The organism is Gordonia sp. 11cp (assembly GCF_057767225.1).
On the sequence record NZ_CM173437.1, the window covers coordinates 695418 to 716514 of the forward strand.

General features: G+C 65.3%; 19 protein-coding genes. 12 read left to right on the forward strand and 7 right to left on the reverse strand.

The genetic code is table 11. From position 1 onward, the window contains the following. The first annotated feature begins 41 nt into the window (after positions 1-41). The 9 genes from AC3B6C_RS02880 (at position 42) to AC3B6C_RS02920 (ending at position 10362) form a co-directional block, all read left to right on the forward strand. Complete coding sequence (locus AC3B6C_RS02880) at positions 42-1373, forward strand: cytochrome P450 (RefSeq protein ID WP_488374841.1); 1332 nt, start codon at positions 42-44, stop codon at positions 1371-1373. Beyond that, complete coding sequence (locus AC3B6C_RS02885; protein WP_488374842.1) at positions 1370-2611, forward strand: NAD(P)/FAD-dependent oxidoreductase; 1242 nt, start codon at positions 1370-1372, stop codon at positions 2609-2611. The genes AC3B6C_RS02880 and AC3B6C_RS02885 overlap by 4 nt, the downstream gene beginning before the upstream one ends. Positions 2612-2642: 31 nt before the next feature. Beyond that, positions 2643-3752, forward strand: coding sequence for an NAD(P)-dependent alcohol dehydrogenase (locus AC3B6C_RS02890; RefSeq protein WP_488374843.1), 1110 nt, complete (start codon positions 2643-2645; stop codon positions 3750-3752). A gap of 177 nt (positions 3753-3929) precedes the next feature. Beyond that, entirely contained in the window at positions 3930-4805 is an 876-nt protein-coding gene (locus tag AC3B6C_RS02895) for an alpha/beta fold hydrolase (RefSeq protein WP_488374844.1), read from the forward strand. A gap of 130 nt (positions 4806-4935) precedes the next feature. After that, entirely contained in the window at positions 4936-6660 is a 1725-nt protein-coding gene (locus AC3B6C_RS02900; protein WP_488374845.1) for a PEP-utilizing enzyme, read from the forward strand. A gap of 4 nt (positions 6661-6664) precedes the next feature. Then, positions 6665-7435, forward strand: a complete 771-nt coding sequence (locus AC3B6C_RS02905) for a FadR/GntR family transcriptional regulator (RefSeq protein ID WP_488374846.1) — start codon at positions 6665-6667, stop codon at positions 7433-7435. Between the two features lie 31 nt (positions 7436-7466). After that, positions 7467-8372 (forward strand): DUF7064 domain-containing protein, encoded by a 906-nt coding sequence (locus tag AC3B6C_RS02910; protein ID WP_488374847.1) that lies wholly within the window; start codon positions 7467-7469, stop codon positions 8370-8372. Positions 8373-8558: 186 nt separating this feature from the next. After that, positions 8559-9731, forward strand: coding sequence for a LuxR C-terminal-related transcriptional regulator (locus AC3B6C_RS02915; RefSeq protein WP_488374848.1), 1173 nt, complete (start codon positions 8559-8561; stop codon positions 9729-9731). Between the two features lie 13 nt (positions 9732-9744). Next, positions 9745-10362, forward strand: coding sequence for a histidine phosphatase family protein (locus tag AC3B6C_RS02920; RefSeq protein ID WP_488374849.1), 618 nt, complete (start codon positions 9745-9747; stop codon positions 10360-10362). A gap of 110 nt (positions 10363-10472) precedes the next feature. Here AC3B6C_RS02920 and AC3B6C_RS02925 read toward each other — a convergent pair whose 3' ends face one another. Then, positions 10473-12197 (reverse strand): PEP-utilizing enzyme, encoded by a 1725-nt coding sequence (locus tag AC3B6C_RS02925; RefSeq protein ID WP_488374850.1) that lies wholly within the window; start codon positions 12195-12197, stop codon positions 10473-10475. A 144-nt stretch (positions 12198-12341) separates the two neighbouring features. Here AC3B6C_RS02925 and AC3B6C_RS02930 point away from each other — a divergent pair, with 144 nt between their 5' ends. Next, positions 12342-13307, forward strand: coding sequence for a DUF7064 domain-containing protein (locus tag AC3B6C_RS02930; protein ID WP_488374851.1), 966 nt, complete (start codon positions 12342-12344; stop codon positions 13305-13307). An 8-nt stretch (positions 13308-13315) separates the two neighbouring features. Here AC3B6C_RS02930 and AC3B6C_RS02935 read toward each other — a convergent pair whose 3' ends face one another. From AC3B6C_RS02935 to AC3B6C_RS02945, 3 genes are read right to left on the reverse strand one after another with little or no spacing between them, the layout of a single operon-like run. Continuing rightward, a complete protein-coding gene (locus tag AC3B6C_RS02935) occupies positions 13316-14395 on the reverse strand; it encodes a DUF7064 domain-containing protein (protein ID WP_488374852.1) in 1080 nt (359 codons plus the stop codon). After that, the gene (locus AC3B6C_RS02940) at positions 14283-15221 is read right to left on the reverse strand and encodes a DUF7064 domain-containing protein (protein ID WP_488374853.1); all 939 of its coding nucleotides are present in this window, start codon (positions 15219-15221) and stop codon (positions 14283-14285) included. The genes AC3B6C_RS02935 and AC3B6C_RS02940 overlap by 113 nt, the downstream gene beginning before the upstream one ends. Positions 15222-15272: 51 nt before the next feature. Further along, positions 15273-16586 (reverse strand): hypothetical protein, encoded by a 1314-nt coding sequence (locus tag AC3B6C_RS02945; protein ID WP_488374854.1) that lies wholly within the window; start codon positions 16584-16586, stop codon positions 15273-15275. A 320-nt stretch (positions 16587-16906) separates the two neighbouring features. Here AC3B6C_RS02945 and AC3B6C_RS02950 point away from each other — a divergent pair, with 320 nt between their 5' ends. Both AC3B6C_RS02950 and AC3B6C_RS02955 read left to right on the forward strand, forming a co-directional pair. Further along, on the forward strand, positions 16907-18118 hold the full coding sequence (locus tag AC3B6C_RS02950; RefSeq protein WP_488374855.1) for a phosphotransferase family protein: 1212 nt from the start codon (positions 16907-16909) through the stop codon (positions 18116-18118). Then, a complete protein-coding gene (locus AC3B6C_RS02955; RefSeq protein WP_488374856.1) occupies positions 18115-18663 on the forward strand; it encodes a hypothetical protein in 549 nt (182 codons plus the stop codon). The genes AC3B6C_RS02950 and AC3B6C_RS02955 overlap by 4 nt, the downstream gene beginning before the upstream one ends. On the opposite strand, the gene AC3B6C_RS02960 is transcribed toward AC3B6C_RS02955, so the two are convergent. The 3 genes from AC3B6C_RS02960 to AC3B6C_RS02970 are packed head-to-tail and all read right to left on the reverse strand — an operon-like array spanning position 18616 to position 21076. After that, positions 18616-19980: a PucR family transcriptional regulator gene (locus AC3B6C_RS02960; RefSeq protein WP_488374857.1), complete on the reverse strand. Its 1365-nt coding sequence runs from the start codon at positions 19978-19980 to the stop codon at positions 18616-18618. The two genes, AC3B6C_RS02955 and AC3B6C_RS02960, sit on opposite strands and share 48 nt — an antisense overlap. Before the next feature lie 41 nt (positions 19981-20021). Further along, complete coding sequence (locus AC3B6C_RS02965; RefSeq protein WP_488374858.1) at positions 20022-20825, reverse strand: tyrosine-protein phosphatase; 804 nt, start codon at positions 20823-20825, stop codon at positions 20022-20024. Beyond that, complete coding sequence (locus AC3B6C_RS02970; RefSeq protein ID WP_488374859.1) at positions 20822-21076, reverse strand: hypothetical protein; 255 nt, start codon at positions 21074-21076, stop codon at positions 20822-20824. Before AC3B6C_RS02970 ends, AC3B6C_RS02965 begins: the two co-directional genes overlap by 4 nt. Positions 21077-21097: the final 21 nt, after the last annotated feature.

Sequence of the window (21097 nt, forward strand, 5' to 3'; positions counted from 1 at the left end):
ACAGACTGGGTTGGTCCAGCCCACTTCCATCGAGGAGCCCCATGACCTCCACCACGCAGCCATCGGCGACCGACACCGTCCCGCAGCACATCGCAGAGCAGATCGTCCTGCCCGAGGGCCACCGCGATGACGCCCGACTGTTCGAGGCGTATCGCTGGCTGCGGGAGAACAATCCGCTCGGGGTCGCACACGTCGAGGGCTACGACCCGATCAACCTCGTGAGCAAGCACGCAGACATCATGGAGATCGAGCGGCAACCGCACATCTTCTCCAGCGCCGGCGGCGAGGACAAGGGCAGGTTCAATCCCATTCTCGCGAACCAGGCGGGCGACGAGTTCACCAGGTCCATCAACAACGGGAGCCTGCGCATCCTGGAGACCCTGACCTACCTCGATCCGCCGGAGCACACCGTCGTCAAGGACATCGCCGCCGACTGGTTCCGCCCCGCGAACCTCAAGCAGTGGGAGGACACCATCCGTCAACTCGCCGCGGAGTCGGTGGAGCGGCTCCTCTCCGGCGACGGAAAGATCGACTTCGTCAAGGACTTCGCGCTGCAGTACCCGCTGCATGTGATCATGAGCCTTTTCGGAGTGCCCGAATCCGACGAGCCGCGGATGATGGCACTCACCCAGGAATTCTTCGGCACCGCCGACCCGGACGCCGCTCGCGCTGATGTCGAACCGCTGACGCCCGATGCGGCGGCCAAGCAGTGGGTCGCGACGATCCAGGACTTCTACGCCTACTTCGACGCCCTCCTCATGGACCGCCGCAGCAATCCGACCGACGATCTCGCGTCGATCATCGCGGTGGCGAAGACAGCTCAGGGAGAGTACTTCCCGAAGGAGGTCGCTTACGGCTACTTCATCGCCATCGCGACTGCGGGACACGACACGACGTCATCGACGATGGCCGGCGCCATCCACGCCCTGTCGCAGCGCCCCGAACTCCTGGCGCGGATCAAGGACGACTTGTCACTGGTGCCCAACCTCGTCAACGAAGCTCTACGGTGGGCGTCCCCGGTCAAACACTTCATGCGGACCGCGCTGGAACCCTATGAGTTGCGCGGACGTTCGATCCAGCCCGGCGACCGCTTCATGCTGCTGTACCAGTCGGGAAACCGCGACGCGGAGGTCTTCGACGAACCGGACGTCTTCGACATCGACCGTCGCCCCAACAGGCACATCGCCTTCGGCTACGGACCGCACATGTGCATCGGCCAGCACCTGGCCAAGATCGAGTTGCGCATCATGTTCGAGACGCTTCTGCCCCACCTGGACGCCGTTCGTCTCACCGGCGACACCAAGTTCATCCAGACGAACTTCGTCGGCGGACTGAAGAACATGCCCGTCGAACTCACGTTCACCGGCCGATGAGTCCGGTCGCACGTCCGGTCGTGATCGTCGGGGCCGGCCACGGCGGCTCCACGCTCGCGGCGTTGCTCCGTCAGTCCGGTCACGACGAACCCATCGTGCTGATCGGCTCCGAGGCCCACGCCCCGTACCACCGTCCGCCGCTGTCGAAGAAGTTCGGCGGACCCGGGTTGCAGCAGTTCATCCGACCTCGTGATTTCTACGCGGCCAACGACATCGAGCTGCGGACCGCGACCACCGTGACCGCGATCGACAGGGTCGCGCAGACAGTGGATCTGTCGACCGGAGAACGGATCGAGTACGCACACCTCGTGCTGGCCACCGGATCGTCACCGCGACGACTGGCGGTACCCGGCTCGGATGCCTCCGGTGTCCTGACCTTGCGGACGATCGACGACGCCACCGAGCTCGGCCGGGCACTCGACAACCGTGACGGCCTCGCCATCATCGGGGGTGGGTACGTCGGGATGGAGGTGGCCGCGGTCGCCCGGTCCCACGACGTACCCGTCACCGTCATCGAGCGCGAGAACCGCATCTTGGCGAGAGTGGCGAGTCCTGAACTGTCACAGATGATGACCGATCGTCACCGCGAACGCGGAACCGACGTCCGGGCCGGCGCCCAGGTGACCGCCATCGGTGAACACCGCGGCCGCGCAACCGGAGTCGAGCTCGCGGACGGTTCGACGATATCTGCCGGCACGGTCCTGGTGGGGATAGGCGCGGTCCCCGACGACGCTCTCGCCCACGCAGCGGGCCTCGCGTGCGAGAACGGCGTGATGGTCGACGCGTCCGGACGGACGAGCGATCCATCGGTGTTCGCGATCGGTGACGTCGCTCGCAGGCCGATCGACGGTACCGAGGCCCTCGTGCGGCTCGAGTCGATTCCGAATGTGACCGAGCAGGCCAAACAGGTCGTCGCCGCCCTGACGGGACAACCGCCACCGGAGCCCGAGGTTCCCTGGTTCTGGTCGGATCAGTTCGACATCAAACTGAAGATCGCCGGACTGGTCACGCCCCGTGCCCGAGTCGTGCACCGACCCGGCAAGAAGGACGGCTCGTTCGCCCTGTACCACCTCGATGCCGACGACACCGTCCGCGCAGTGGAGGCCGCGAACGCTCCGGCCGACTTCATCGCGGGGAAGAAGTTCATCTCGCAACGGATTCCGGTGTCACCGGCAGCACTGGGCGACCCATCGGTGTCGCTGCACGAGGTCACCGCGCCGGCGCCGGCCAGTTCCTGACACCCGCCACACCACACCACAGGAGAAATCGATGAAAACACAAGCGGCACTGCTTACCGGTCAGGGCAGCGACTTCACCGTCGACGAGATCGACATCGAGGGCCCGCGTGCCGGAGAAGTCCTGGTCCAGGTCGAGGCCGTCGGCATCTGCCACACCGATCTGGCGGCGCGTGACGGGGTACTGCCGATCGAGTTCCCCGGGGTCGTCGGACACGAGGGAGCAGGGGTCGTCGTCGAGGTCGGAGACGGCGTCACCAAGGTGAAGGTCGGCGACAAGGTCGGGATCACGTTCAACAGCTGCGGCGTATGCGTCACCTGCACCACGGGGCGGCAGTCGTACTGCGAGCGGTTCAACGAGATGAACTACAGCGGCGTCCGCTCCGACGGCAGCAAGCCGCTCAGCAGAGACGGCGCACCGGTCGGTGGTCTGTTCTTCGGCCAATCATCCTTTGCCCGAGTCGCATTGGCCAACGAACGCAATGTGGTGAAGGTCGATGCCGACATTCCGTTCGCATTGCTCGCACCGCTCGGATGCGGGGTTCAGACCGGGTTCGGGGCGGTGACCCGATCGCTGAAAGCCGAGAAGGGCTCGGCCATCGCCGTCACCGGTGGTGGGTCGGTCGGCTTGTCGGCCGTACTCGGGGCCGTCGTCGCCGAGTGCGCGACCGTCATCGTCGTCGAACCCAACCAGAAGCGGCGGGAGCTCGCGCTCGAACTCGGAGCAACTCATGCCGTGGACCCTGCCAACGGCGATGTCGCCGAACAGATCCGCGACATCGTGGGCAGGGGTGTGGACTATGTCATCGACACCACCGGCATTCCCGCCGTGATCCAGGCTCTCGTCGGCGCCGTGGCCGTCCGTGGCACCATCGGTCTCATCGGAGTTCCGTCGGATCCGGCGGCCGGTGTCGATCTGAACATCATCACCGCGCTGACTCTGGGCCTGACCGTCATCGGCATCATCGAGGGTGACAGTGTGCCGGACGAGTTCATCCCGGAACTCGTCGCTCTCCATCGCGACGGCCGTCTTCCCTTGGACAAACTCGTCACCACCTTCCCGTTCGCCGACATCAACCGGGCCGTGACCGCACAGCACGACGGCGATGTCGTCAAACCTGTTCTCGTCTTCGACGATCACTGAGCTCGCCACACCGGTACCCGGCCCCGCGACGCCTCCGATTCCGCGGGGTCGGGTACCCACCACAGCGGTGGCACGCAGTTCGATCAATCGGTATGGCCATTTGCGCAATCTGATGGATCCACCGGACCCCGAGATTATCCTGCGGATATCTGCCCGCCGCAGCGACGAGGAGTCACCATGGTCCACGACAGGTTCGACTTCACCGACAGCACCGGCGTCACCTTGTCGGCCCACCGGTGGCGACCGTCAGCCACTCCCCGCGCCGCCGTCGAACTCATCCACGGGATGGGCGAACATCTCCTCCGCTACCGCCACCTCGCCGAGGCGCTCACGGATGCCGGTTTCGTGGTGTACGGCTACGACCAGCGAGGGCATGGAGCCACCACCGGAGACGGTGAGCCCGGCCATCTCGGCACCGACGGGTGGCCCGCCCTGGTCCGCGACATCGACGAGTTCGCCCGTCACATCACCGAACGCGAACCCGGCCTGCCAGTCGGACTGGTCGCACACAGCATGGGCTCGTTCGCATCGCAACAGGCACTCCTGTCCGAGAATCCACCGTTCGACGCGGTCGCTCTCAGCGGCACGGCGTCACTCGACCTCCTCGAACCGGCACTCGACCTCGACGCGCCGCTCGACCTGGCAATGTTCAATGCACCATTCCAGCCGGCACGCACCGACTTCGACTGGCTCAGCCGCGACGATGACGTCGTCGACGCCTACATCGCGGACCCGCTGTGCGGGTTCGGACTCGATCCCGAGGCGGCACGGGCGATGTTCGTCGGCGCACGCGGTGTGGCAACGCAGGGCGCTCTGGGCCATTTGCGCAAGGACCTGCCCATCTACCTCGCCGTCGGCGACCGGGATCCCGTCAATGCCGGGCTGGCACTGTTCGAACCCCTTGTCGAACGCCTCCGCTCTGCCGGCCTCACCGACGTCACCGTCAAGATCTACCCCGAGGCGCGGCACGAGATCTTCAACGAGACCAACCGGGCCGGCGTAATCGACGACCTGATCACCTGGCTGACCACGAGCCTGGGGAGCAGGGTCTGAAACAGTCGTGCGCCGCCCGAACCGAAGCGCAAGTCGAGAAGTACCCCGAAAGAGGTAACCCGCTCGACGACGACAAATCGTCTACGCCACGGACTTACGGTGGGAGAACATCGGGACATAGGAGACCCACATGGACAAGATCTGGCCCTGCGACGACGAAGCCGGCGACCGGTTCCCCATCTTCACTCGCGCGAACACCGGCGAGGTCTTCGTGGATGCAGCCACCCCACTGACGTGGAGCCTGTACGGACGCGGGGTGTACGAGAACGGATATCGAGACGCGTTGTGCCGCATCGGTGTCTTCACACCCGACGACTTCCGGCCGGAGTGGGAAGGCGAGATGGTCGGCTGCTTCGGCGGCTACGTCTACATCAACGTCTCCGCCTCTCGGGTACTCGCCGTGCGCGCTCCCGGTATGACGTGGGAGGCCATCGATCAGTCGTTCTTCGGCGATCAGCCCGACGTGCCGCCGTACCAACCGCACCCGTTGGACGAGAACGCCGAGTGCACCGAGCGCATGGGCGCGTGGATGAACTCCCTGTTCACGGCGACGTCGGTGCCCGAGATCGACGAACACCGCCGACAGATCGACCGGATCATCGCCGAGCGTCCCGACCTCGCCTCGTCGTCCGCAGAAGATCTCCTCGCCCGCTTCCGCGGGCTCGTCCCCACGATGCGAGACATCTTCGCCACCCACATGACCCAGACATACGCGTCCAACATCGTCACCGGCACGATCGCCCAATCGGCAATCGCCGCAGGCACACCCGAGCTGATCTCGAGCCTGACCGCCGGAGTCGGCAACGTCGATTCGGTCGTCCAGTCCATCGACATCTGGAAACTGTCCCGACTCGCCGGGAAGCCCGCGGTGGCAGCAGAATTCGACCAGGGCATCGAGGATGTGCTCCTCCGCCTCGAGACCTCGTCCGACCCGGATGCCGCTGCGTTCCTCACCGCGTGGCGTCGGTTCCTCGACGAATGGGGATACCTCGGTCCCAGTATCTGGGAACTGCGCTCACCGACTCATGAGCAGAACCCCGAGATCCCACTCCGGATGATCGACCGCGCACGCAAGGTCGCCGACGACAAGTCGCCCGAATCACGCGCTCGCGAACTCGAGGCCGAGCGGAACCGAGCCGTCGAGGTGGTCACCGAACGGCTCGTCGGAACCGAACTCCACGACGCATTCGTGGCCGCGGCGCAGGTCGTTCCGGTCTTCATGCCGGCGCGGGAGGCGATCAAGGTCCAGTGCACACGGATGATCGAAGAGGCGCGCAAGACGATGCGAGAACTGGGTGGGCGACTCACCGCCGACGGAGTTCTCGACCGCTGGCAAGACGTCCTCCTGCTCATGAACGACGAGATCGACGATTTCCTGCGCGACCCGTCACGGTGGAAGGACACCGTCGCAGAACGCAAGGAGAAGCTCACCCTCCTCGAATCACTGTCACCGCCGTTCGTCTTCGCGGGCACGCCGCCGTCTCTCGAGGACTTCACGCCTCGACACCGGGAGAACAAGGCTGCAGCCGCAGACGGAACCGTCCTCACGGGCATCGGCGCGTCCCCGGGCACCTACACCGGCCCGGCACGGATCCTCACCTCCCTCGACGACGAAGGCGACTTCGAGGCCGGGGACGTACTGATCGCGAAGACCACGGATTCGTCGTGGGGGCCGCTGTTCCTCACGGCCGGGGCGATCGTGTGTGAGACCGGCGCCGCCATCTCCCACGCGGCGATCGTCTCCAGAGAACTCGGCCTACCCTCGGCTGTGTCGGTCGCGAACGCGACGTCACTCATCGCCGACGGCACTGTCGTCACGGTGAACGGTGACGACGGGACCGTCCTGGTTCACTGAGTTCATGGAACAGCGAGCGCGACTCAACATCGGCGCCGTCGAGATCCCTCGACCCGCCGATGTATACGCGGACCTCATCAGGGACAAGATCCTCAGCGGAGAGTTGGCTGTCGGGACACAGCTACCGCCCGAACGCATCCTGGTCCAGGAGAGCGGCCTCACGCGATCGGTCGTCCGCGAGGCGCTGGCACGCCTCCAACGGCAAGGCCTCGTCATCACCACGCCGGGACGCGGGGGCGGTTCGGTCGTGTCCCGCCCGACACCCTCCGCGTTCATGAGTTCGGTGGATCTACAGCTGCAGGGGTGGGCACCGGGAACCCAGATGCTGTACGAGTCCCGGCAGGTGATCGAGCCCTGGTGTGCCTACTTCGCTGCCGAACGACGGACCAGCGACGACCTGCGGCGCCTCCACCTGATCAACGACGAGGCGGCGGCGAGCACCTCTGACCTGTCCCGCTTCATCGACTGCAAGATCCGATGGCACACTGCGATCGCCACAGCGGGTCACAACGACCTCCTCTCCACGTTCATGGAGGCGGTGTCCCGTGCGATCCTGCGCCAGACCGACCACGCCGCCCACCGGGACCCGGCCGCCATGCAGCGCTCGCTGAGCGCCCATCTCGATGTCACCCGCGCGGTCGAGAATCGTGACACCGCCGCGGCCTACCGGCTGATGACCCAGCACTCCAACACGCCGCCGCACATCGAACACAGCGGTGACAACGACGCCACGACCGTCGACTACTGCTCGCCGAGGCCCCAGCGCCCGGCATGACCGACATCCCACACCCTCTCGAAAGGTCCCCATGCTCGAGCTCAACGACCGTCTCCGTCATGACATCTCCGGCGGCTTCGCCCGTGAGAGCCTGGCCTACTGCGCGATAGTGCCGGGAGAAGGCGTCTACCTGCTGTACACGTGGGTCAACAGCGACGATGTGGCCGGATACGCGTTCGCCATCTATGGCGATGGGCCCGAACCCGCCTATTTCGCTCGGCAGGAGGGGCTTTCGGTCGCCGGCCAGGACTTCGACGATTTCCGCGTCGGCAACCTCGAAGTACACGTGGGGAACGATTTTCGTACCGCGACAGCGTCCTACCACGACGACGAGGTCGCGATCTCGATCGAGTTCGAGGCCTTCCACGACCCGTTCGACTACGACTCGAACCTCGGCGGGTGCCCGCGATATCAGGCCACCAACCGGTACGAGCAATCGGGAGTGATCCGCGGCGAGCTCACCCGATCGGGAGAGACCGAGAAGTTCTCGGTTCCGGGCCACCGCGACCACTCATGGGGCCGGCGTGACTGGGACGCGATCCACCACTACAAGTGGCTGTCCATCGTCGGCGAGGACCGAGCCGCGAACATCATGGTCGCGCTGGTCGAAGGCGAGACCATCTACAACGGGTACGTCTTCGTCGACGACAAGCTGTCTCCGGTCGTCTCCGCCGATGTCCGCACCACCTATGACGACCAGTACTTCCAGAAGTCGATCATCGCGGAGGTACTCGACGAGGCCGGCCGCAAGACCCCCATCGAATTCCCCGATCATTACGCCACAGCACGCTGGGACATCTCCCCGACCTTCAACTTCACCGACACCGGGATGACGGGCACGATGGCCGGCGGGCCGGTCAGCGCGTACATCCAGTACACCTGGCCGCGCTCGTATCTGGATCATCTGCTGACCCGGGAACCGTACGCCGAAGCCTGACATCCTCGCCTCGAGGCGGATCACCTGTCACCAGCGGCACGTGATCCGCCTCGCTTCGTCGCACGCTTGCGTATTTGGTCACACCATTCTATGGTTGATATTTAGAGTGATGTAGACCACTCCACGCGGACCACACCACCTCACACCGCCCTCAGCCTGCAAGGCGTCAGCCGATCGGAACCCTCCATGCTGCAACTCGCCGAAACAACCTCCGTCGCAGGCTCACCGGTATGGCCGATTCAGACGAAGGCCACCCGTCCCCTGTACGGCTCCGAACGGCTCACCGATGACGTCATCGTCCAAGCACTCGACACCTTGCGGATGGTTCGTACCCGGGTCGCGAGCCACGTGGCCCCGGGGCGCGTCGACGCATGGCTGAGTTCCCAGCGTCTGCATGATGTCGCCGGAGTCGATCGCTTCGTCGCACGATCCTGGCTCGAGACGACGCGAGTACTCAATTCCGTGCGCGACCTGACACCAGCCGAGGTCACCGATCTCGTGACCATCCTCAACAGACTGCGCGACCTGGAGACGGCCACCATCTCGCATCGCCGAACGAGTGCAGCGTCGCTGCATCAACGGAGTGTGGACGCGTTGTTCGCGGTCTCGCGCAGCTCATCGACGGATGAGCTCTTCCGTTCCCTGCCGGTCCAGGCGTCGAAACTCGGATTCGACAGAGTTCTGTTCTCGACGGTCTCATCCGGCACCTGGCACCCGTACGCGGTGTACAACCGGGACGGGTCGGACTGGGCGACAAAGTATCTCACCGACCGAGCGGCGACCTACCGCCTCCCGCCCGCCGCCACACATCGCCACACCGTCCGGGTCGACGCCGGCACCATGCTCGAACACCCGGAGCGCGAGTTCGGGTACGTGCTCTGGAAGCAGTCCAAGTCCAAGAGCTTCTGGATGATGCCGCTCATCGATCGTCAGCGGATAGTGGGAATGATCCACGCAGATTGCCACCTGTCCGACCGCCTCCCCACCCAAGCCGAGATCGCCGCACTGCAGGAGTTCTGCCATCAGGTGTCTCCCCTTGTCGCCCGCGGGAAAGCCGGCACGTCGGTACCGGCGGCCGTCCTTCCGCGAGTCGCTGCCGGTGAGTCTTCGCCCGCGCCGTACCTCCGCGTCGTCGACAGCGCACGGTCCGAGCCGGGATCTGTTCTGTCGCTGAGGGAGATCGAAGTTGTCACTCTCCTGGCCGAGGGATTGACGAACCTGCAGATCGGTCGGCGTCTGACGATCACCGAGGGCACCGTCAAGTCTCATGTCAAGCGAATACTGAAGAAGACGGGTTCGGCGAACCGCGCAGAGGCAGTGGCGAATTGGCTCAACACGAAGCCTCGCATGCCGGTATGAGAGGCTGGCGTCCATGACTGTCGAGTTGTTGATGATCAGGCACGCGCAGCCCCACACCATCGCCCATGACCCCGCGGGCGCCGATCCCGGACTGACCGCCGACGGCGAGGCGCAGGCGCGAGTTCTCGCCGACCACCTGGCACTGAAACCGTACGGCGAGATCGATCGACTCGTGAGTAGTTCCATGCGTCGCGCACGTGAGACAGCGCAGCCCCTTTCGCGCTCTCTCGGCCTTCCGCTCGAAGTCGAGGATCGCATCGTCGAAGTCGATTCCGGATGGAAGAACTACGGCACCGCGATCGGCAACTACCCGAGTCGGCGAGCCGGCTGGGAGGATCTGAATTCCGGCTCGTTCGGCGGAAACGTCTTCGACCTCAGCGCATTCCGCGCACGGGTGATCGCCGGCTTCGACGGCATCATCAACTCCTCCGAGCCGGGCACCCGGGTGGCTGTGGTCTGTCACGGAGGTGTCATCAGTACATATCTCTCGCACGTGCTGGGCACGACGAAGTCGTTCTTCGTCGACGTCGCCTACACGTCGGTCACACGGATCGTCACCGGCGAGGACGACTACCGCGAGCTCGTGTCCGTGAACGAGACGAACCATGTCGAGCGGATGCTCAGCTCGTGACATAGACAGACTGAACCGTTGCATGCCTGCGTGACTCGACAATCGGTCGGCACGTGACACCGGATCGGATGCGCTGTGTACGGGCCGCCGCCCGCACACAGCGCCCCGCGTCAGTTGACGGTCACCTTGCCACTGCTGCCGTCGACCGTGACGATGGTGCCGTTCTCGATCCGGGTTGTGCAGTCCTGCACCGACACCGCGGCGGGAATCCCCAGCTCGCGAGCGACGATCGCTGCGTGCGAGATCGCCGCACCGGTCTGGCAGACCACCGCACCGGCGGCCAGGAACAGCGGCCCCCACGAGGAATCCGTGGTCATCGCGACGAGAACGTCCCCGGGTTCGATCTCGACGTCGTCGACCAGAGACCGAACGACGCGAGCCGGGCCGGTGTGCACCCCGGGAGCGACACCCAGACCCCCGAGGATCTCGCCACTGGTGACCGCATTGACGACGGTCTCGTCCCGATCGGCGAACTCCTCGATGGCCGGCGGCCGGCCCTCCAGGATGAACGGGGGCCATTTCCTCTCCAGCACCTCCAGCGTGGCCTTCCGCTCGGCAATGGTCGCCGCGAACGGAGCCGCGTCCGCGAGAAAGGAATCGACCTCGTCGTCCATGAGCAGCAGGACGTCCTCCCACCGGACCAGGACTCCGCGATCGACGTACCGCCCGCCGAGTTCCCGCATGGTCATACGCGCTTCTTCGCAGAGACGGGTGCACTGCACCTTCGTTGCCTCCCGGGCGGGCAAGAAGATGGTCGCGGCATGTGCGGCCGCCAGGAACTGCGCCTTCGTGTCCTCATCCAGCTCGGCCGCGATCGTCTCGACGGCCGCCTCCCGATCGGCCTCGGCGTCGGCGGTGCGAACCGACGGCGAACCCTCATCCGGCACCCGGCGTGCATGGTCGAGCATCCGGAGGGGAATGGCGGGGTGCGACCGGTACGTCGGTGAGCGGCCCTCCCACACACTGGGTCCGAGGAATCCCCAGGCGTCGAGGAAGTTCTCCCACCCCTCGAGGAACGCGGCCGAGTCCTCGTCGTCGAGGGCTCGGACCCTGTCGAGAACACCGTCGACACCGGCGTCGAAGGTCGACGACAACCGGTCAGAACCGCGGATCACCCGTGACAACCGCCAGAGGTCGAACGACTGTTGCGCTGAATCCACCTCACCCAGACCGGAAGTCGTCTTCGCCACCAGCTCGCCCTCCCCCACCGCTTCACCGACCTGGGCGAGCAAGCCCGTGATGATGTTGCTGGCATACAGGTGAACGATGTGGGTCGCGAACACCGGACGCATCTCCGGAACGAGTGACCGGTAGCGCTGGACCAATTCCTTGTCGGTCAGTCCGGTCAGATCCGGCCGCTCCGCGATGACCGTGTCGATCCGGACGCGGTGCTCGGCGAGTTCCGGTACCTCGGTTGCGCTGAACAGCGAACCCATCCAGGCGACCATGTTCTCGGTGCAGTGCTCGTTCTCGTCACCTGGATGCGGCGCGTACGGCCTGACGTCGGGGTGCTCGCCGAACAGGGACCGGTCGATCGCCTCGGCCGTCATCCCGGGGGTTCGGACCGCCAGCACCCGGGAAATGGAGACATTGATGTACACATATCCGCCGAAGCAACCGACGACCTCGCACTCGCCTTCGGGCCGGAAATCGTCAGGTGTGAACACACCGATGCGGTACAAGCCGTCTCGGTAGCCCGCGTCGTAGACCCCACGCCCGAACGTGCTCCAGGTGAGTGGCGTCGCGGCATCACTGAACACCTCTCCCGTGTTGGCGCGTGTGAAGATCGGGAATCTCTCGCTCGGTGTGTCATCGCAAGGCCACGTGATGGTCATCTGTGCTCCTCTGTCAATCGATGGTGACTGAGAGCGTAGGTACGAACCGCGATGACGATTCGCGATCGACGTCCGAATACCCCGTAAGAGGTAAGGGTTCACGAACCGGAGCCGAACACGACCGCGCGCGAACACACTGAGGTCATGATCACACCTGTCGATGCCGAATTCCACGCTGCCGCCGACGATCGGATGTGGACGGAGACCAACTATTTCGGGTTCGAAGTTCCCGAAGTCCCGTTGCACGTCGGGTTGTATGCGCTGTTCCGGCCCAACCTCGGGGTCGTCAATTCGGCGATCTTCGTCAACTCCCGCCGTGTCACCTCAGCGTGGGAGATCGACTACTGGGACAGCCGCGCCTACCTTCCGTTGCCCGAGTCCGGGAGCCTGCTGGACTACCGGCTCGACAACGGCCTGTCGGTCACCTGTCTCGAACCGAACAAGGTGTGGGACCTGTCGTATGACAACGGCGAGTCGCTGACTATCGGCGTCCGATTCGAAGCCCTGATGGACGGTTTCGACATCCACGACCCCGCGATGGACCCCCGTGCGAAGAACTCGGCCGGCGATCTCTCCGGCAGCGCCGCCTACGCCGGACACTTCGACATGACGGGCAAGATCACGGGCGAGATGACACTGAACGGCGTGACCCATCGGATCGACTCGATGTCGACGATGGACCACAGCTGGGGCGTACGCACGGAGAAGCAGCTGGGCACCATGACCTGGCTACAGGCACATTTCGACCACGATCTCGCGATCCACTCGATGTTCGCCTTCGATCCGACCATCGGCCCCGATGCCGAGGTGATCGCCGACATCACCCACGGTTACATCATGAACAAGGGACGGGGCATCGGTCTCAAGGACGGCAGGGCGACGATTCAGCGCCGCGGGATGTACGCGGAGACAATCGATCTCCACCTGACGGATGCCGACGACCGCGTGTGGGAACTGTCCGGCGAGGCGCAGACGCAGTTCCCCTGTCAGTTCTGGCCGGGCTCGATGGCGTTCATGGTGCTCCCGAAGTGGACCATGGGAGACAAGACGGCGTACGGCACCAGCACCGATTTCCTCGATCTGCAGCACTTCACCAGGCTCTACAACTGATCACCACGTCACGATGAGACCGACACGGGGCCCGACTTCGCCGTTGTTCGGCTCATGTACGAGGGGTCCCAGGACATGTCGACATATGCGACCGCCTCCTCCCCATCGATCGACGCGCTCATCGCGGTGTCGCGGAGAGTGAAGTTGGCGCTCACATCCCACACGAAATGCGGGCCGCCGTCGGTGAAGTCGACGTCTGCGGCGCGACCCGATTCGTCTGTCCACGTGGCATGCATCCGAGTGTGCAGGAGCTCGGAGTCCAGTTCGTACCGCAGGGCGAGATCACGCAGGGGCACGCATCGGCCGTCGCGATAGAGATAGCCGCGAAGGAACCGCTGGCCGTAAGCGAGCAATTCGACAGCGTGCACCGCGGTCGTCCGGTTCAGCGCATTCACCCACTTCATGTGATGCATTGCTTCCCAGTCGCGTTCACCCCATGAGTGATCGCGCTGGCACATCTCGTCGAACGCGAACACCCTCTCGTCGACACGCAGGACCCCACGCGCGATGCCCGTCTGTTCCAACCGGTCATCGGCGAAGAAGCCGGGACAGCCGTCTTGGTGCTCGCCGTAACGGAACGGACGATGGAGTCCTTCGAAGTCGACGGACATCGACACCCGATCGCCGTCGAACCGCACTGTCGACGACATACCGGTGTCGTCCAACGACAAGGACAACGGGCCGACGCGGTAGTCGTCGAACGCTGCGGAGGCGGGGACCGGGATGCCGTCGACCTTCTCGAATATCTGCTCGCCGAACGCGTTCCCGAACACGCTGAGAGCCGCGCCGGCGTCCCCGCTCGAGTTGACCCATGTATAGACGAAGGCAGTCACGCCGTCGGCAACTCGCGGTATTACCCAGACGATCGACTCACGGTGTCGTGGCCTCGCGGGGTCCAGGGCGTGTCGAGTTTCGGTGAATGCCGGCGACCGGCCCGGCTCGACGCCAACCGACCCGACGTCACCCGGCTCGACGTCACCCGACATGGGCCACCCGCCCGACGTCGACCCCGGCGTCCCCGTCACGGGCCAGGAGATGGTCCAGATACGCACGCGGCCAGGTGTACTCGACATAGGCGCGGACCTCATGACCGTCGAGACGGCCGGTGAACATGGTGTCGGAGAAGTTGAAGGTGGGGCTCACGTCCCACCGTGCGAGGGTGTGTCGCTCATCGAGGTCGAGCGTCGCCGTGCGACCGGCCTCGTCGACGATCTCCGCTCGGACGACATCCTGAACGAATCCGGGACCGTAGTCGGTCGCGATCGATGCGCTGACTACCGGCGACTGGACGCCGTCGACATACAGGTACCCGTTGACGTCGACCTCCCCTTCGGCCATCGTCCACATGAGGTTGGTGGAACAATCGACTCCGGACGCGGCGATCCACTTGTAGTGATGGATCGCATCCCAGTCCCGGGTGCCCCACGAATGGTCCCGGTGGCCGGGGCCGTCGAATGCGTAGGTCTCTCCCCGCCAACGCAACTCGCCGACGATCCGGCCGGTCTGCTCATACCGGTTCCGTGCGAGGTAGCGAGGAGTGCCGTCTGCGTTCGACCCGTAGTCGAACGCGGGGTGGATACCCTCGAACGAGAACTCGACCGACAGGTCCTCGGACTCGAACCGGGCCCGAGCCGTCTGCAATGGTTCCCCCACCCGTAGCGAGGCCCCGTCGAGGTGCCAATCGTCGAAGTCCTGCGTTCCGACATCCACCCCGTCGCGGTGGTCGAAGAAGACCGGATCGGGTCCTGCGCCGTGGAGCACGAACGCGCGTCCGCCCTTACCGGCCTCGTTGACCCAGGTGTACCAGTGGCCCATCAGCCCGTGCTCGGGCAGGATCAGGCAGTAGGCCACACTCTCACGGGCGAACTGCCCGCTGATCTCGTGCCGAAGGTGGTCCGCAGGTGTCAAAGGCATTGTGTCTCCGTTCGCTGTTCGATCGAGAAGTTCAGATTCCGGGACGCCGGATCACCAGGTGGCGCTGTGCCCGACGGGCATGAAGGCCTCTCCCATCACGAAGGCGGGCGGCAAGAGATCCTGGGCCTGGCCGTTGGTGAGCGGGAAGTACGCCTGTGCGGTCAGCGGATCGAGCTCGTCGAACTGCTCCTCGTTCACGAACTGATCCCACAGCCCCACCGGGCGCGCAAACGGCGCCATCATCTCGCGGGTGTACACCAGGACGCCGGCCATGATGCGGTCGCGGCGGCTCATACCCGCGATACGCCGGTACAGACGGGCGACGCCGCGACGGGAACTGTTGGTGATCTCGCGTTGCTCGTCGACATCGATCGGCGTCAACTCCGTACTGTCCCACCGATCCTTGCGATAGACCGAGAAGTGCGTGAGCGCCTTCCAGTAGTCCGCGTGGTCGACGGTGAAGGTGGTCCCGATGTCGTTGATGTTGAACTCGGGTGCCGACGAATCGAAGATCATCGCCTGGGTCACGCAGTACGGGAGTTCGCCGGCGGCGTCGTCGATCCACGGGTAGAGCGGCTCGCGCAGGAAGTGGTCGCGGACGAGCATCACACTTCCGTCGGGTAGTTCATACGGACCGCTGGTGTTGGTCGCCGACCGCGTGTCGAACATGAGCAGGAACCCGAACACCTCCGTCGCCGCGTTGAACTTGCGACAGAAGTCGCGCGCCTCGACGTCCGGCACGGCTTGTCGCTCCTCGTAGAATCGGTCGATCCACTCCTGGTCGAGGACGCGGGGCTTGTAGTCGCGGCCCGAGATGAAACCGCGTCCGGGGCCATAAACCCCGTGCTGGATTCGGCGCTGGAACTGGATGGCCGAGTTGAGTTCGTGCAATCTGTCGTGCGGCCGCGACAGCCCGAGCGAGGTCAGCAGACCGCGGCCCATGAGCGTGCAGATGTTCACCCAGGCGCGCGTGTTGTTCAGCTTGTCCGCGGGGCGCGAGGAATGCGTCCGGGCCAGTTCGACCAGTCCGTCGACCCCGCCCGCCGCCTCGGTGATGAGGTCGTACAGATGCGGGAACTTCAGCCACTGCTGGACGAAGGCCACCGTCTCGTATTCCTGGCGCGGGATCAGTCCCGACTCCCCCTCGGTGGACCGGCGCGCGAGCAGGTCCCACAGATTCCAGCCCGAGTAGGTGAGGTAGTCGTCGATCTCGGCGACCGTGAGTCGGTTCGGTTTCACGTTCGCATCCGTCGTGTCGACGATGCTGGATGTCAGGGTCGCCAGGATGCTCTTGTCGCCGTCGCCGCCGAGCGGGTGAACCCCTCGGTACTTCTGCAGCATCAGTTCGAAATCGATGTCCGCCATGTCGCTCTCCCATCTGTGTGCATCGGGGCCCGAACGGTCCGACTGCGCTACTCCGACCGATGGAATCACCGGCGGCGGGATGTGGGCGCGAACGCGAGACGTCGCGATGGAGAGATCTACATTCACCGGCACCACGCAGTCGCGGAATCGCGAGCTATCGCCGCCACGATGTGACACGCAGCACATTCGGCAGTGGATTTCTCCATCGTGGTGAGGAGCCGATCGTTGCGGCCACCGCAGCGCCCACGCATGGTCTGAGCAGCCCGTACAGCGGGGCACGGTCCACGCAGACCTCTGCCGCCGAACTCAAGGAGCACATCATGACAACTCGGACGAGCGCGGTCACCACGACGACCGAAGACATGGAACCGTCCATCACCGCGATGCTCGATCGCAAACAGGCGACCACCCGGACCTGGGGCGACTATCACCCGGTGGGTGTCGACCAGGTCCGCACCGGACTCGAGCGCTTCTTGGCTCGCGAAGGCACGGCCGCCGGCGTCCACCTGGTTCGGCCCCTCGGCGGCGGCGCATCGAACGAGCAGTACATCGTCGAACTCGAGCACCCCGCACACATCGGGCCCGCTCGCTTCGCTCCCGGCGCCGCACACACCGGGCCCGCTCGGGAGCGAGTGGTTCTCCGGATAGACGCGGTGGCGGGCGTCATGGAGTCAGACCGACAGCGCGAATTCGATGTGCTGTCCTTCCTCGCTTCACGCTTTCCCGTCCCCACACCACGTTGGGTCGAACCACGTGGCGAGTTCCTCGGCCGCCCCTTTCTCGCAACGAGTTTCGTCGACGGCGTCACCGCGCCGACGCAGGGCGCCGGCGAGAGTGTCTCGGGAATGCAGACGACATTGTCCGGCGGGTTGCGGGACGCCCTCGCCGATCAGTTCGTCCGGAATCTCGCCCTGCTACACAGCATTCCGCTCGACCGAGCGGAACTCGGGACACTCGGGGTACCCGACGCCGATCCCCGGCAGGCCGCGCGCTGGCAGGTGAACTGGTGGTCGCGAGTCTGGCGGGACGACTCGAGGGCGCCATTCCCACTGGTGGCGGGGATACAGGCATGGCTGCGCTCGCACCTCCCGCGACAGGAGCGTCTGGTCGTCGTACACGGCGACTACCGGACCGGCAACTACCTCTTCGACGAGAGCACTCATCAGGTGACCTCGGTGCTCGACTGGGAGTTGGCACACGTCGGAGATCCTCACGAGGACCTCGCCTGGTGCGTGCAGCGCATGTACAGCACCGTTGCCGCCAACGGCGACCGGCTCGTGACCGGCCTGATGCCCCGTGAAGATCTGCTCACTCGATATGAGCAGCTGTCCGGCCATCTCCTCGACCCCGAGACCCTGCACTTCTACGAGGTGCTGTGCGCGTACAAGAGTTTGGTCGCGACACTCGCGTCATCCGTGCGTGCCGCACAGGATCGCCAGAGCCATCAGGACGTGCTGCTCGCCTGGCTCGCCTCGTGCGGCTATCTGTTCGCGGCAGACATCATCGACATGATCGAAAGAGGCCCCCGATGAACCCGTCCGTTCACCTCCGAATCGATTCCGTCATCCGTGCACTCGAGGAGGTGATCCTCCCCGTCGTCGGAGCCGACGAGCGGGCCGCCGATCAACTCCGGATGGCGATCGCGCACCTGGGCGTGATCCGCACCCAGATCGACACGGCATCGCAATTCGAGCGGTTCGAACTCGCGAACTACGAGCGCCTCGCGACAACACTGGTCGATACCGCCGGTGGCCGACAGGCAGGTCCGGCCGGTGAGCGGGACGTCGAGACCGCCTGCCGAGCGCTGGCGGGGGTTCTCCAGAGGGAACCTCCTCTCGATGCGGCGGGCGTGCGCGCACGCACCGACGAGTTGGGCCGGGCGATCGAGACGATGGTCGCGGCGTCTGCCGAGGACGGAGACGAGGACCTGCGATCCGCGGCGATGACGGCACTGCTGCGCTCCGAGCGGCAACGGGTCGACGCCAATCGGTCGATGTTTCTCGGCATGGGCTGGGAGCCGGGCGACGGGCTAACCGACATCGCCTCGGTGGTCGGGAATCCGCGCCAGGCGCTGTAGTCCGCGGGCACGCGGATCCCACAGCGGATGGGCCCGGTTGCGGAGGGCGATGATCGCGAGTGCGGTATGGACGGACAACTGCGCGAACGGATCGTTGAGAACATCGAGACCGGTCTGCTTGCGCACGCGGGCGAGACGCTGCCGCACGGTGTTCTCGTGGACCGAGAGCGCCGCGGCGGTTCGTCGCACGTTGTGTCCGTCGCGCGAGAACTGGGCGAGAGTCGCCATCAGCGTCTCCATGTCGCTGTCGGACTTCTCGGTCCACAACGGACCGAAGACGTGCTCGACGTACCGACGGATCGCTGCGATGTTCCCGTTCGCCACCAGGATTCGGGCGGGTCCGAGGTCACGCACGCTGAGGATGCGCGTGTGCTCGGCGGTGAATCTGTCGAGGCACGCGACCACCTCGAGGGCCTCCTCGTAACCGTCGCTGATCGCTGCGACCGCGACCGCACCGGACACTCCACACTGGACTCCCTCGGGAGGCAGCGACACACTGAGTGCGCGACAGACGTCCTCGATCAGACGAGAATCGTCGACGCGCTCAGACACACCCGCGTCGACGATGAACGCGGGGCCGCGCGCCGTTCTGGCACCGAGGATTCGACCTTCGACAAGGTGGCCGAGGTCAGCGATCAACGCGTCGATGTCACCAATACCCGTCGAGAGCGCGGAGTCGTCCATCGCGACCACCACGCAGGTGCTGTCCGAACGTATTCCGATCTGCGCGGCATAGTCCACCGAGCCGGGATCTGTCTGGGCCCGACGCAGCAGACGCTCGACCATGCCACGTGTGAGCTCGGACGCGGACCTGCGGATCGCGCGGTGGAGATTGCGGTGCCGCGCCAGATACGTGCCACCCCGGTCGAGAAGGCACCGGTCGTATCCGCCGAAGTGTCGCGATCCCTCCTCCAGCATCAGCCAATCGGTGACCTCCCCGGAATCGGCGTCGCGCACCGGAGTCAGAAGACACCTCCGTGCGACTCCTCCGCGTGTACGAGCGATCACCAGGTGGACTGCCTGCCCGTGGTCGGCGAGATCCGCACAGGACGACCGGATGTCGAGGGTCTCACGGTCCGGCAGCTCAGCCGACCACATCACCGGTTGCCCGGTGGGATCGAACAACCACAGGGGTCGGTCGGTCAGTGCCGCGATCACTCCGAAGAGTTCGGCGAACTCGCAGCCCGACCCGAGGCTGTCCGCAAGTCTGATCTCGATGTCGTAGAGGCGCTGGAGGCGGGCATGGCGATCGGCGAGGGACACCACCTTGTCCCCGTCGACCTCGTGCCCGAGTCCCGCCATCGTGACTGGCTCCATCTTCTGCCCGGCTCGCCCGGTGCGGCGACCGAGGATCGTCCTCAATCGGTGAGCAGCGCTCGTCTCAGATCGTGGACCACCGCGTCGTCGACGCCGGCCCGCTCCGCCAGATAGCCTCGTACTGAGCCATATTCGTCGTCCAGGTGGGCCAACAGAGCCCGCATGGACTCGGGTGGTGACTCGAACAGCACCCGCGCGATCTCCGGATCGCGGTCCTCCGCGACGAACAGATGCGCGTAGGTGTCGATCCGGTTGGGACGCAGGATGCCGGTCAGCGCGAAGTCGGCGACCACATCGTCCTCCGGGACGTCGAGAGCGCACAGCAGGAGCGCGATCAGAACTCCGGTCCGATCCTTGCCGGCCGCGCAATGGACCAGGGCCGGCAGGCGGGCCGGATCGGAGAGAACCCGGATCGCCTGTCCCAGAACATCACCGCGTCTCTCGACGAGTCCGATGTAGAACCGCGTCATGTCGTCGATCCCGAAGCGCTCCATATCGCCCGTGAGAAGCATCCGCATGTAGTTGGTGTCGGCACCTTCGCCGCCTTCGGCGATCGGGATCTCCACCAACTCCGCCCCGCACACGCCGGCCCAGGCGCTGGGGGCCCGTCGGATCTCGCTGTCGGCGCGCAGGTCTATCACGGTGCGCAGGTCGAGACTTCGGTAGTGGTCGGCGGCGGTCTCGTCGTAGATGGCGTACGAGGTGCTGCCTCCCGGCATGACCAGGGCCTCCGAACGCAGGACGCGTCGCCTAGCGACGAACCGGCCGTCTCGGGTTCGGTACCCGCCGATGTCACGCAGGTTCGATGTCCCCGGGACCCGCACGCGGCGGTCGGTGTCCGTCATCGCGGGTGAGCATCCGCGGAGAATCCGGCCTTGCGAACGCAGTAGGCGATCAGTCGGTCGACATCGTGGGTGACGGCGAGAGTCGGGTCGGCACGCAGACTGTGGGCGAGTCGCGAGTAGAACACCGACGGGTTGACGCCGAAAGTAGGAAAGATCTCGTCGTCTCCGCCGCCGAAGGGCGCCCAGCGCTCGAGGAACGCCGCCATCTCCCGTGCGACGTCATTCCTGTTGTCGTGCAGTGCTTTTGTCATGTCATCCCCACTAAGACGATG